The organism is Enterococcus sp. DIV0170 (genome assembly GCF_051710765.1).
In the GTDB taxonomy this organism is placed as follows: Bacteria; Bacillota; Bacilli; order Lactobacillales; family Enterococcaceae; genus Enterococcus_A; species Enterococcus_A raffinosus.
In genome coordinates, this window is record NZ_JBIOLG010000002.1 from 1,051,646 (window position 1) to 1,065,771 (window position 14,126).

General features: G+C 40.4%; 10 protein-coding genes. 4 read left to right on the plus strand and 6 right to left on the minus strand.

The window, feature by feature from the left end; genetic code table 11:
• From IGI50_RS20530 to IGI50_RS20540, 3 genes are all read right to left on the minus strand, one after another.
• Positions 1-744 carry an SDR family NAD(P)-dependent oxidoreductase gene (locus tag IGI50_RS20530; RefSeq protein WP_438778359.1) on the minus strand — a complete coding sequence of 248 codons (744 nt, stop codon included), beginning with the start codon at positions 742-744 and terminating at the stop codon, positions 1-3.
• Between the two features lie 721 nt (positions 745-1,465).
• The gene (locus IGI50_RS20535) at positions 1,466-2,251 is read right to left on the minus strand and encodes a class I SAM-dependent methyltransferase (RefSeq protein WP_148405752.1); all 786 of its coding nucleotides are present in this window, start codon (positions 2,249-2,251) and stop codon (positions 1,466-1,468) included.
• A gap of 45 nt (positions 2,252-2,296) precedes the next feature.
• On the minus strand, positions 2,297-2,779 hold the full coding sequence (locus IGI50_RS20540) for a GyrI-like domain-containing protein (RefSeq protein ID WP_028021010.1): 483 nt from the start codon (positions 2,777-2,779) through the stop codon (positions 2,297-2,299).
• Between the two features lie 268 nt (positions 2,780-3,047).
• Between IGI50_RS20540 and IGI50_RS20545 the strand changes: the two genes are divergently transcribed.
• Entirely contained in the window at positions 3,048-4,517 is a 1,470-nt protein-coding gene (locus tag IGI50_RS20545) for a helix-turn-helix domain-containing protein (protein WP_438778360.1), read from the plus strand.
• Between the two features lie 134 nt (positions 4,518-4,651).
• On the plus strand, positions 4,652-6,139 hold the full coding sequence (locus tag IGI50_RS20550; RefSeq protein WP_438778361.1) for a helix-turn-helix domain-containing protein: 1,488 nt from the start codon (positions 4,652-4,654) through the stop codon (positions 6,137-6,139).
• A 146-nt stretch (positions 6,140-6,285) separates the two neighbouring features.
• Here IGI50_RS20550 and IGI50_RS20555 read toward each other — a convergent pair whose 3' ends face one another.
• Together IGI50_RS20555 and IGI50_RS20560 are read right to left on the minus strand one after the other, a co-directional pair.
• Positions 6,286-7,503 (minus strand): MFS transporter, encoded by a 1,218-nt coding sequence (locus IGI50_RS20555; protein ID WP_438778362.1) that lies wholly within the window; start codon positions 7,501-7,503, stop codon positions 6,286-6,288.
• Positions 7,504-7,649: 146 nt separating this feature from the next.
• A complete protein-coding gene (locus tag IGI50_RS20560; RefSeq protein WP_438778363.1) occupies positions 7,650-10,043 on the minus strand; it encodes a sugar-binding domain-containing protein in 2,394 nt (797 codons plus the stop codon).
• 115 nt (positions 10,044-10,158) lie between these two features.
• Here IGI50_RS20560 and IGI50_RS20565 point away from each other — a divergent pair, with 115 nt between their 5' ends.
• A complete protein-coding gene (locus tag IGI50_RS20565) occupies positions 10,159-11,121 on the plus strand; it encodes a helix-turn-helix domain-containing protein (protein WP_438778364.1) in 963 nt (320 codons plus the stop codon).
• A gap of 16 nt (positions 11,122-11,137) precedes the next feature.
• Here the strand turns inward: IGI50_RS20565 and IGI50_RS20570 are convergent, their stop codons facing one another.
• Positions 11,138-12,154, minus strand: coding sequence for an AraC family transcriptional regulator (locus IGI50_RS20570; RefSeq protein ID WP_028021016.1), 1,017 nt, complete (start codon positions 12,152-12,154; stop codon positions 11,138-11,140).
• Between the two features lie 281 nt (positions 12,155-12,435).
• On the opposite strand from IGI50_RS20570, the gene IGI50_RS20575 reads away from it, so the two are divergent.
• Complete coding sequence (locus IGI50_RS20575; RefSeq protein WP_438778365.1) at positions 12,436-14,121, plus strand: glycoside hydrolase family 3 protein; 1,686 nt, start codon at positions 12,436-12,438, stop codon at positions 14,119-14,121.
• The last annotated feature ends 5 nt before the right edge of the window (positions 14,122-14,126 follow it).

A 14,126-nucleotide genomic window follows, 5' to 3' on the forward strand; every position in this document is an offset into this window, starting at 1 on the left:
CTATTGTTTTTTTTCGTATTCCCGTTCCAATAAGGACAGAGCTTCATCTAATGTTTTTCCGGCAAATTTCTGAGCAGAAATCCACTCACCGCTTACTCCCTTTTTAACAAAAGCGCCCAGAACCATTCCTGGAATTACACTGCCTACTTCATGATGAGCCTCCGCACCCCCAAGATCTGTCCGTACCCATCCAGGATCTGCTAGATTGATTGTGACATCTTTCGTTGCTAATTGATTCACTAGATCCTTTGTTAGTTTATCCAAGGCACCCTTTGATGCTGCATAGGCTCCTTGTTCAGGTTGATTCTTAATGCCGCTTGTTGTGTTGATGATTCTGCCAAAGTTTTGCTCCAGCATTTTTGGTAAGAACCCTTCTATTAAAAGCATCGGTGCAATGACATTGACCCGATAAGTACTGAGATAATCATCAACAGCTACGCCCCAATAATTTGTTTGTTTTTTCGGCTGAACACCGGCGTTATTGAACAAAATGTCAATCGTCACCTTGCTTGAAACGAATGCAATCATCTGTTTAACCTGCTGCTCGTCGGATAATTCCGCCGCAACAGAAAATGCTTGAACACCCAATTCTTCTAACTCCTCAACAAGTGGGCTCGTATGCTCCAGCTTACGACTGTGCACGACAACATTGACACCCTGCTTTGCCATAAATAGCGCTATCTCTCTGCCTATTCCCCTGCTTGCGCCTGTAACAAGCGCCCATTTGTTTGTTAAATCCAACATTCTCATTCCCCCCAACAGTTCTTTCGATGTTTCTGTATAATCCTATGTAGAAGGTATTCACGAACCTATCGAACACCTTCGTAGTAACTCTCTCACTTTCCCTTATAGAAAAATGAAAAGCGGAAAACGGTTCCTAAAATTGATTATACACTTTATCTTTTGTTTGTAAATAACTATATAGATATAATTTTTTAGAGTTGTTTATCCATGATAAAGCATATGATGGTTCTTTTTTAGAACAATACAAATTTACCTAAAAACACTAACTTATTAACATTTTTAATCTTCTTTTTTTATGATAAATAAGTCCGGAACTCTTTTAAAAACATATAGTTTTTCGTTATTCGTGATTAAGATTTTTATTTAGCCCTTCATTAATACTAATCTCCTAAAAATTGATCGACGTTCAGTTACTAATTCTTTACCAAACCGAAAAGTTCACCACCAACTTCTCGATAGCAATCTAGCACAGCACCTTATATACAAATTTTGAAAAGATTGCTTAAGGAAACGGCATACATAACGTTTTTAGATAAATACTACAAACGATATCGTATACAATGAATAGCCTGGCTATACGAAAACATATTAATCGCCACTCAGTACTTTACTAAATAAAAAAAAACAGCTCAAGGAAGCAATTGCTTTCTTGAGCTACGATAATTATAAAACACCTAGTCTCTTTTATCAGGGGGAACACTTTATTTTATAAGTCTACAGCCTATTTCCGACAGACCAGCACCGCATGATTGCTGGTTCCCGCACAGGAGCTGCTGTTGTACATATAGTCCATTATTTCGGTCCAAACCGCATATTTTTCCTCGTCCATACTGTTTATGCCTGTTGGATTGAAGAAGAAATCTACACCCGCATTACGGACGACCGTTAATCCCTCGTCTGTTGCGTCTTGCACCATCTCCTCTGGCATAGTGAAATAGAAAACATCCGGAAGATGGTCATCTATCCCCTCTACAAATACTGAATGATTTGTGGCAGCATTGGGATAGTTTACCTTCATATCATCGTCAAAGCACGCTCGCAGATAAGCGCCTACTTTATTGATATAAGCAAATAGAATTAAGCCGCCCTCTTTACAGACTCGCTTACTTTCTGCGATTACCTTCTTGCGTTCATTGGGCTGCAAATGGTACATGGGACCAAAGACTAACACAATGTCATAGGTGTTTTCTTGAATTTCTGGCAAATGAGTTGCATCTCCAACAGCCGCCTGAACATTCGGGAGTTGGTGATCGACTATCTTTTTCTGGAACTGTTTGATGTGTTTTGGCACAAGATCAATTCCCTGATAGGACTTACATTTCTCTGATAAATACAGTCCATAATAGCCTGTTCCGCAGCCTAACTCAAGCACTGTTTTTGAGGAGTCGATATAAAAATCAAGCAATCGTTTTGTATAGATAAACTCGATCTGATCAGCTCTACTGCCGAAGGCTCTCTGTTCTTCTTCAAAGTGATCATAGTTTGAAATAATTGGATTGTGTTTCATTCTCTGCTCCTTTTTGTTTTCACTTTTATCGTTCTTTGTTTATCTTCAATCACTAGATTTTTTTACAGAAATCCATATTTCCGATAAACTGTCTGGGTAGCTACCGGCTCCTTTGGGATAAACCTCTAGCTGGCAGCCTGCCGGCTCATACTCTGAAGCCGGAAAAAAATCAGAAAAGATCCAGGTCCAGCAGTCTTTATCCGCCGTGTTTTTAACATTTAAGGAAGCACTGCGGAACTTTATCCATAATGAAGAAGGAAGCGTAAGAGTTGTGTATCCTGAAGGAACCGTCTCTGCATGATAGGGTGTCGCAATGTAATACATGTAACCTTCCCCATCGAAAGATTCGCCATCAGCTAAGCCAATCCATTCTTTCTCATCAGAAGTAGAATAAGTGGTTAGTTTCGCAAGCGTCCCATCTTTTTGACACTTCTGCCAAAATAAATCGGCCTTCACCTGACCAACTAATTGCATCTCACCCTTGCCCAACAGTTGGAAGTCTTCCATCGTAACAACTTGATAATCCATTCCTTTTCCTCCTCTATTCAGTAAAGACATTACTAACCTTTATTTTATGTACTATATACAAAAACAGATATTATCTATAACCATTATAATCTAATAAAACATTGTAAACCATAGGAGGAAAAGCCACTCATGATCGCTTCAAGCACTACTGGAAAAAGATCACAGCTAATTTTTATTGAATTTGTCTTCTAATTCTCTCGTGATCGTTCTTCTTTATCTATTCAAATAGATAGTATAGTATGAATTTATTGCAGGAGGAATGGTTGGCATGGACTTTAGATCATTATTAGATAAACCCTTATTATATGAGTTTTCTATCTTAGATGTATTGTTTCAACATGATAGTTGGGTGACCATCAACGAGATTGCCGCTGAAACAGGTTTTAATAGAAAAACAATTATAAAATACCTAGCACTTATTGATGAGTATCCAGAACTTAGCGGATTGATTAGGAAAAAAGGCGCTGGTATTCAACTGAAAATGAGTAGGATCGATTATACCAAAATAAAAACCTCTATTTTAAAAAGAAGTGTTCCATTTGCTATGATTGATAAAATTTTAAAAAATGGCTCTTTTTCTATGTCGGATATTTCCAAAGAAACGTATTTAAGTGAATCAAATATTTATCGCTATATGAGGAAACTAAAGAAAATTCTAAACTCCTACAACATTGATCTGGTAAAAAAAAGAAACCAATACAGATTGATAGGAGACGAGAGAACCATCCGTTTCTATTTATACTTATTCTATTGGCAAGTGTATAAGGGGGTCTCTTGGCCTTTTTCTGAAGGACTGAGGAAAAAAGTAGCAGAGGATCTGCAGATAGTCGCTCAAAAAGCAGGCATGTATCTAGCTGTTCCTTTCGAAAACCAACTTACTTTAATCGTTTCCATTAATTACCTACGCTATAGAACTCGTTGCTTCATTCATAGAGAGGATGCCTTCGAGCAGCTATACGCCTTGAATGAAACGATCCCTGCCTTCAACCAACTAAATCTTTTATTTACTACAAACTATCATATGTCAAAGGATGAGACGCATTTGTTTTTTTTCTATCTTTTAACTCGGCCCTCCTTCTACCATTCATGGGACTATGCGGACCACTTTATAGAAAATCATCAACATGATAAAACCGAAATAGCTAAAGCCTCAGAGCGAGCCGCAAAAGAGATGAAAAAACAATTTCCGTTGCTACACATAAAAACGGATGCAGATTCGTCTTTTTTTAAAAGTTTATTTTCCATTCATTATCACACGATGCTATTCAAAGAATTTACCACTGATATCAGTAATTACAAGCTTACGCCATATATAAATAGGAATTTCCCACAGCTAAAAAAAGAGATCGTGACAGTGAGCCAACACTTGACGACCACCGATAAAAATCCCTGTTTTGAACAAGAAGACTATTTGATTACCCATTATTCAATCCTATTAGCAAATATTCTCTCAGAAACGCACTTTGAGAAAAAAATTTATTTAAAAATGGAGACGGATTTTCCTTTCTTCATCGAACGCATTGTGAAAAACCAGCTGCTCAATCATTTCAAAAATACGTATCATTTGATTTTCACCGAAAATGAACAAGAGTACTTTGATCTACTTCTTACTGTGCCCGGTAGTCATGTGTTAGAACAGTCGATTGCTAAAGAAAAAATTATATATATAACTCCAGAATTAACCATTCAAACCTATAAGACGATTTCTAGAAAGTTAAGAACCCTCATTCAAAAATAATTATTTGTTCCTTCAGTCTAACTAGACTGAAGTTTTTTCTTTTTTTGGTCTGTTCTTTATGCCATTTAATAATAAAAACAACCAGTTTATCAGTGTTATCCTATAATATGAATAAAATAGAAACGAGGGAAACAATGGATTTTACATCATTATTAGATTATTCATTACAATGCGAGCTCAAAATTTTAGATACACTCTATCAAAATTCCGGCTGGATTACACTTTCCGATTTAGAATTCCAAACTAACTATAATAAGAAAACCATTAATAAGCATTTGAAACTGCTCTCTGAAAAAGAGGAGCTTTTAGAGACTGGAAAGCTTTTAATAAAAAAAGGCGCAGGAGTAAAACTTTGCCTGACAGAATTTGAATATAAATTGCTGCTAAATAGCGTTTTAAAGTCTTGTGTGCCCTTTACTCTCATTAAGTTGCTCACAGAACATGGTTCCGTCTCTCTCAACAAAATCAAAGCAGAAACCTTTTTAAGTGAATCATCGATTCAGCGACAGATGACAAAATTAAAAAAGCACCTTCACAAGTATGGCTTAACGTTGATCTATTCTAAAGGGCAGTATTTATTTTCGGGAGAAGAGCATACTTTACGATACTATCTTTATTCTATTTATTGGAGCGTTTATCGGGGGATTACTTGGCCCTTCTCCTCACAGTTATTCGATAAAATCTCTTCTGATGTTGAGGTCATGACTCAGTCTCTGTCAAAATCCCTCGCAACATCTACCTGCAGCCAGCTTTCACTTATTCTAGCTATTAATTTTTTTAGGTATAAATCAGGGAATCCAGTCGTTTTGAAAACAGAGTGGGCACTCTTAAAAAAAATAAATACGACCTACTTTGCACCGTTTAAGATGGTTCGCGCGTTACTTGTTCGCTCCTATCGTTTATCCGTGACAGAAGCACATTTCTTTGTCTTCTATTTGTTGACGAATGCAGATTTTTACTCCCAGAATATGGGCATACTAATTATGAAGGGACATGAGGAATTAGCGACAGAAATAGCCTCTAGTGTAACAGCCGTTTATCATCATTTAGAGCCGCTTGTTCGTGCTAGCTGCTCAAAAAGAAAAAAAGCACGGATAAAGGAAACCTTGTTCTCAGTCCATTACCACGCAACGCTCTTCCCACAATTTTCTTGCGACATAACGAACTACGACTTAAATTTATACATAAAAGATAACATCCCCTCACTTTATCAAAAAGGCCAAAAAATATATGAACAAGCGAAAAAAGAAGCAGCTTCTCCTATTTTTGACGCTAAAAACTATCTTGTCACTCATTATTCGATCATCTGTGCCTATTTGACTTATGAAACTTATTTTGAAGAACCCTTTGTCCTTTTTTTGGATACCGACTTTCCGGCGCTTGTAAACGAACTTATCAAAGAAAGCTTAAAAAATCATATCAAACGATATTTCAATATTGTATTTGCGGATTCTTTTTCTGATCCTATAGATATTTTACTCACTGTCCCTTTGAAAGATCGATCTACCTACACCATCCCAAAAGTGTTCATTTCTCCCCAAATTAAACACAGTGAACTAAAACAAATTTATCTAAAAATCAGCGAACTGAATGAGCTGCGAAAACAAGAGTATAAGAGCTAAGCTTTTTTTGCCCTTATACTCGATTACTAAGTAATGAATGAACACCGTATTAAAAAGTTTTTTCTGCTACGCATAGAAAAAGGCAAAAAACAGGCTCATTCACATGGAATAGAGCCTGCTTTTTAGCTTGCGAACAAGCCTCTCCTTTATGCCTCTCGTACTCCTTCAGCTTTAGGAATTGCTGCCTGTTCAGACTTTTTTTCGATCCGACTTCCTAAGCGAGTAATCAACAAGACTACTGCCATAAGACCACTGATTACGATCCCTGCAAGATATGAATTGGTTCCCGCAGAAATTTTTGTTGCGGCAAGGAGCATCGGTGCTGCAAAACCGGCTAAAGAGGAAATCAAGGTGTTCATAGCGATGGCTACTGGAAATTGTTGATGATTCGCCAAAATTGATAGTTCAAACGGAATCGTCGCATTCACCATAACGATCCCCATCCCTGAAAACATATTACCAACGATATGCAAAACAGGATTGTTGAAGAAGACAATACAGATATAGGACAATCCAAAGGCGACAAAGCCCCAAGCCATTGTGTCTGTCTTCGTAAGTTTACGAATGTATTTCAATCCGAAGGCGGTGCAGATTCCCCCAACATTTCCTAAAGCAGTGACCATCGCGGTATAGGCGGTCCCATTCCCCTTTGAAGCCAATAAAATTGATTGATTCGCCATAAAGATCATTAGACAAAGAGAGGTAACAAAGGTAACGATCAGCATCACATATATATAGCCATTTAAACTTTTCACTGTTTTGCCAAAGCTGACTGAGTGTTGCTTGGATACTTCCTCTTCAGATAATTTTCGATCCTTAGGTACCAGGACTAACACCACCAACAAGATAACAATGGCTGCACCGTAGACCCAGAAAAGATTTTGCCAGTTTGTACTTCCTAAGACACCGCCAATAGCAGTAAAGCCCATCATTCCTAGGTTGTTAAAGCCCACTGCCCAACCCATGACAGTCGCTCGTTCTTCTCCTTCAAAATGCTCCTGAAGCAATACCGGACCAACATTACTGATCAAGCCAAGTCCAAAGCCTAAAGCGATCATGCATGCTAGAATAATATTCAGGCTGCTGTTGTAAAAGATCGGCAATAACCCACTAATGGCGACAATAGCGACAGACAGAACCCCGATATTCTTACGAGTTATTTTGTAGGTGAGCCAAGTAAATAGCAGCGTGGCTATTAATTGCCCCAACTGGGGAATTGAACTAAGCATTTGAACCTTTGAGATCGGTTCCTGTGGAAAAGATTTCGAAATAGCGGCAATCGCCGCTCCTACGACAGAACCGGACATCAGTAAAAGATTCATACTTAAGATACCTAAAGCTAGAGATATTTTTTTCTTATTCATAATAATTGCGCTCCTTCATCTTTTTTGTTTCCGCTTTCAATTGATAACCAAAGTATAGGCTAGAAAAAAACGCCTCGCCATATGCAAAATTCATGCGCTTTGTGGTCTTTTCATAGGTGGTTCTTTTCTGCCTACTACTTTGCACGCTAATCTTGTAGTGTCGCTTTGATCTGACTAGCCTTTTCTCCTGAACGAACAATCGCCAGGGCTTTTCCTTGAAATAAACGGACACTTTCCAAACTATTCGCCGCTTGATTTATTGGATCTCCATTTGCCAAACCGACAACTTCTCCGTTTTCGACACAGATAGACAGGTTGTTATCTGCTGTGGGAACCACTCGCTGTTGCTCATCTATTCCTTCTAACTGATAAAGACTGTACTCTTTTCCTGTAAAAATCCGTTCACAGCGAATGGCTTGTACCGTACCACTTGTTTCACGACTCACTTCAGCGATTCTTTCATCCTGTTCGTACGCTATTGCGGTTAATGTCCCTTCCTCATAAGGAACTTCCCAATCCGCGCGGCAATCCTTTACAGGTTTTCTGCCATAGCCTTTTCCATTAACAAATACCTCAACCTCGCTCACGTTGCTAAAGACACGAATAGCTACTTGCTCATCAGCAGTGCGTTCTAGCCCCTGCTGATTCCAATGAGGCATCACATGCAGAACCGGTTCTTTACGCCAAAAGGCTTGATAGTAATAATAGTAATCCTTGGGAAAGCCGCATAGATCAGCGATTCCAAATTGTGAAGAAATAGCCGGCCAGCTAAAAGGAGAAGGCTCGCCATAATAATCAAAGGCTGTCCAAAGAAATACGCCGCCCATATATTGATGTTCAGCTAAATATCTCATGACCTTTTCCGGCTTCGCTGTTCCTCCCGCTCCAGGGTCTTCCGGTCGTCGTTTTCCCGGTAAGACCATAGAAAACAGCGAACCAAAATTCGAACACTGACACTTCTCTTCATCGTCTTTATACACACCTCGAGTAGAAAAATAAGACGCACTTTCCGTACTCATCATCGGCAAGTCTGGATGTTTTTCTTTAATTTTAGCCGCACCTGGTCCCATCACATCGGCTTCTGGATAATTGACGCCCAGGACATCATAATTGGCCAGATACTCTTCATTTACTAGCCCCGCGGGATTAAGCAATTCTGCCGAAACAACTAAGCTTTCATAGTTGTTGCTTTTAATACAATGCACCAGCTTTTTAGCAATCCGGCTGCCCATAGTTGTATTGCCGATAACTTCCTCATTCGCTGCGGACCAAAAGGCTAGTGAGGCGTGCATCCGACTTTTCTTCACCATTTTTTCCAAATCGGCTATTCGCCAAGGCGTGCTTTCTAGTAGGCGATTTTCATTCATCAATAAAATTCCGAAACGATCACAGGCAGTTAACAGCTCCTCAGAGGCAAAATGATGGGCGCTGCGCCAAGCATTTACTCCCATTTCTTTCATTGTCTTTATCTTATAATCTACGATATCTTGGTTCAATGCGACCCCTACTCCGGCAAAATCTTGGTGTTCACATACTCCCCGCAGCTCATAGGCTTTTCCATTTAAATAAAAGCCTGCTGTGTCGTAATGAAAGGTACGAATACCAAATGATTTCCGGCATTCGTCTGTCTCCATTTGAAACACCGCTTCGTAAAGATGAGGATTTTCTGGGGTCCAAAGTGACGGTTCCGGCAATTGAAAGGTTTCTTTTAATAGCCGTTTTTCATAGGGCGCTAAGGTCTGGATACCTAGTTGAATCACCTGATCGTTGATTTTTATCACTGGCGAAACAGTCACGGTATCCGCTGACTCGTTCTCTACCAAGAGCTCTGCGCCTAACAATGCTTGCTTCTCTTGAATTTCTTTCGTGTAAATATAAACACTGTCATAGTCAAACGAGACCAACGGCAAGTATTCTACCCACACGTCACGATAAATCCCTGCCCCTTCGTACCACCAGCCTTCTGGGCCGGTCGTCGTGTCTACCCGCACCAGCAATACATTCGTGCCTTCTTCTCCGTATTTAGCCATCTCGGTGACATCAAAAGAAAAGCTCGTGTATCCGCTATCATTCTTTCCTAAATAAGCGCCATTCAGCCAAACTTCCGCTGAGCGCATCACACCCTCAAAATGAAGGACAACTCTACTAATATTTAAAAGACTTGATTCTAGCTGGAAAGTCTTACGATAATATCCGATCCCCTCTTCCTTTGAACCTGACATCAGCAGTTCTGGGTCTTGTTTAAACGGCTGCCTCACTTTCCAGTCATGAGGCAGTGTTAATGTTTGCCAATGCTCATCAAGACCAGAAGTAAAATCGGTGCCAGCTAAATTTTTTAATCCTTGAAGGGGATCCCCCTGCGCGATCAGCTTGAGAAAGTGCTCGCCTCCTGCGCCATAGGTCACCGCAGCTCCAGTTTCTCCAGCTAATGGCGCGGTTAGTCCGCCTAACGCATGGGCTTTTTTCGCTGTTCTTTTCGGGATTCCTACTTCCCCGTAATGAAATTGCCAATGCTGATTGATTTTTTTCTTTTCTCGCATCTTCGTTCCTCCTCTGATATCCCCCATTCTAGTTCGTCAATCCCTGTGATATAATGAAAAATACCGACTTGAAGAAAACGTTTCCTGCATTTTTCCGACCTTATGGAGGTGTCCAATGACAAACGATCCTTTTTCTGAACTGCATTCCACGAATAGCGAGCTGCCTCAGATCAGTACCCGCTCTCCGATCGCGATTTTCTATAAGCAAAAAATTGGTGAGACGATTCTTTATACTAAAGTGCAGGATGGCGACATTACGGCCTTTGAAGATGAAGAATATCAAGCATTGCACAAAAACCAGAACTTTGAATTGATGTATGTCCTACAAGGCGAGCTGACTAATTTCATCGAGGACAAGGAATATCAATTTCACGCTGGCGAAGGCTGTTTGCTAAATACTCAAATACTGCATCGAGAGATTCTTTCGGAAGGCTGCAACGTTGTCTTTTTAAATTTATCTCCCGCGCTGCTTAGAGAGCTGCTGGCTATTGACTCTGGCGAGGGACCAATCTTTCAATTCCTGCAGCAAAATTTGCAATCCGATTCTCAATGGAAGCGCAGCTATATTGAATTTTCTCCCTGCTTGCCTTATCAAAGCGAAGGCTTCCACGTTATCATAGATTCCCTGCAGTTAGAAGTTGCGACTTCCAAAATTGGCCGCGCTTATTTTCAACGAGGATTGATTTTACGCTTATTAGACGCTTTAGAGAACGCCAATCAGTTTTCTTTGCAGCAGGTGGATCTGGATTTGTCAAAGGAGGATTACCTCGTAAATCGCGTGATTCATCTAATCGAAAGTCGCTTCGGCAATATTTCCCGCAAAGAACTCGAAGCGTCTCTCCACTATAATGCAGAATACTTGAATCGCTTATTAAAGCGCCAAACAAAAATGACCATTGTCGGATATGCGCAGAAGATCCGCACACAAAAGGCGCAGCAATTATTACAAACCACCGATCTGACGATTCAGCTCATCGCTGAGCGCTTGGGCTTTTCCAGTGAAGCTTATTTTTATCACTATTTTAAAAAGCAAACCGGACTTTCTCCCAATCAATACCGCCAAAAATTTACGCTCTAAAAAACCGATTGACGCATCAATCGGTTTTCTTCGTGTTAAAGGAGTATTTCTCACGATATTCTGTTGGTAGGATTTTTAAATTTTTGCGAAACATCTTATAAAAGTAGGAGGGATTTTCATACCCCACTTTTAAAGCAATCTGTTCAATCGGAGCATTTGTATAGGTTAGATATTCAGCAGCTACATTGACCCGCTGCAGATGAACCAATTTGATAAACGTAAGACCTGTGTGTTTTTTTAAGTAAGAGGAAAGGTAATTGGGATTAAAGCCAAAATGCTGGGCCATCTCCTCCAAAGTTATCTGAGCGTAATTCTTTTCAATATACAACAGTAAGGACAATAGATTGACCGATCCATCCTCTTCTCCAGAGATGACCTCCTGTTCATTTGCGGCTGAACGAATGAGTCTAGCAAAGAGGGTCAATAATTCCAAGCGAATGAGTTGATTCGATTGTGCATCTGGATAGTAATATTCCTGAATGATGTCGTCCACCAGTCGATGAATCTTAGTGTCCTGATGTGTTCGAAACAAACGATAAATATTTTCTCCCTGTGTCTCATTTGAGAGGAGGGAAAAGAGCAAGGAGGAGACTTTTTTCGTCACACGATCCTCATACATAAAATGATAATCATTCAACGTGAAGGCGGTATCCTTTAGGGTTAGATTAATTACAATGCTGTCTGCTTTAATCGGCTCAACTCGATGAATCGTGTGGTTGCCAATGATAATTAAATCATTTTCTCGCAGATGCAGCTCATCATTTTTTGTAATGACTGTGCACTCGCCTACAATCGGAACGATGATCTCTACATAGTCATGGATATGATAGGGAATAAAAGATTTTACCGGCTGAACAGAAATAGCGATTGATTGCGGATTCACCTCTAACGAATCATCCAGCGTATGAAAAAATTCATACACCGGCTCGTTTTTCAACACACCCGCCTTTTTAGGCTTCATTTCCGGTCCTAACTCATCCCAGTTACGTGGCTGGTTTTTCTCCTGTAAAATGTTTAATACCGTTTCCTCCATAGTCTCCTCTCCTTTCAAAAAAAACGCTCATTTCCTGCACTAAGTCGAAAAATTACAGGTTTGCTCTTCTTAAGTTGTTTTTTTCTATGACGTCGTCTTCTGACTTCGTCTAAACTATCTCATGAATGAATCCTTCAAGCAAGACACATTTTTCGATAAATGAAAGGAGCTGTGAAATGAACACATACCAGATGTTTTTTCGCAATGGTTGCCGTCTTTTTTCCAAGCTAGAATGAAAGCGTGAACACGTATAGATAATAATAATGGGAGGCTCATCATTCATGGTAGATTTAACGAAAAAACCGTATTACTTAACAGAAAAACAGGTTCAATTGCTGCAGCGCAAGCTTCAGGAGATGACTTTGGATGAAAAAATTGGTCAGCTCTTTTTCGTCATTGGTCAGGATGAAGACCAAGTAGACATTAAGGAATTTGTCCAAACCTATCGTCCTGGGGGCATGATGTATCGCCCCGCTTCAGCAGACAAGATCAAACGACAATTAGCCACGGCTCAGGAAGCCAGCGATATTCCATTATTTTTTTCCGCAAACCTAGAATCAGGCGGGAACGGAATAATTTCTGAGGGCACATGGTTCGGTATGCCTTTGCAAATTGCGGCTACTGATGAGCCAATACATGCCTACGAATTGGGAAATGTTGCCGGGAGCGAAGCCGCTCAGGTAGGCTGCAACATGTCATTTTCACCCATTGTTGATATTGATAAAAATTTCCGCAATCCAATCACCAACACTCGGACCTTTGGCAGCGATCAAGAGCGAGTCCTTCAAATGGCTGCGGCTCAAATCAAAGGACTCCAGGAGAATGACATTATCCCTGTCATTAAGCACTTCCCTGGCGATGGTGTCGACGAACGTGACCAGCACCTTTTAAGCACGGTCAATTCCTTGTCTGCCGATGACTGGATGGCTTCCTATGGTAAAATTTACCAAACATTTATTGATCAAGACATCACCAGTATCATGATCGGGCATATCCTGCAGCCAGCCTGGGAAAGAAAACTTTCACCAGAAATCACCGATGCAGAGCTGCGACCAGCCTCAGCCTCAAAACGATTGATTGACGGTCTGCTGCGGGATGTACTTGGCTTTAACGGCTTAGCAATCACCGACGCTACCCCAATGATCGGCTATAATGCCATTCTCCCTCGAGAAGAGCTGTTGCCGGCGACAATCAATGCAGGCATAGACATGATTCTCTTCAATAAAAATATCGATGAAGACTACGCCTTTATCAAAAAAGCAGTGGAAAATGGAACCTTGAAGCTGGCTCGAATCGAGGAAGCGGTGTTGCGGATTCTGGCTACTAAGCTGACTCATGGCCTATTCGAAGCAAAGCCCCCAGAAAAAATGACAGTGAACCTTATAGAGCATGCCGAAAAAGCAGCAGCGGCAGCGAAAAAATCAGTGACTTTAGTCAAGGATCGCGATCAGCTGTTGCCAATGACGGTGGCGCGTTACCCTAGAATCCGGCTAGTTGTTTTAGGGGATTCAGATGACGGCGGATTTAAAGAAGGCGGAAAGGTTTCCGATCACTTCCAAACCCAGCTGGAAGCACTTGGTTTCGAGGTGAGCCTATATGACCGCCAGCAGTTAGATTTTCATGAGATTTTTGAAGAAGGCATTGCAGAAATGAAGGAAAAATTTGATTTAGCGCTTTATGTCGCAAACATCGAAACCGCCAGCAATCAAACAACGACTCGTTTGGATTGGATTCATTTGATGGCGGCGGATGCACCATGGTTTATGAAATCCGTTCCAACTATTTTTGTCTCAACGGCCAACCCGTACCATCTATTTGATATTCCAGCCGTTTCTACTTATATCAATACCTATACTGGAAATAAAGCTAGCATTGACGCAGTGATCAGAAAAATGACAGGGACGGAAGCCTTTGAAGGGATCAGTCCTGTTGATCCCTTCTGCGGAGATTTTTCTACAAAATTATAAGAAAA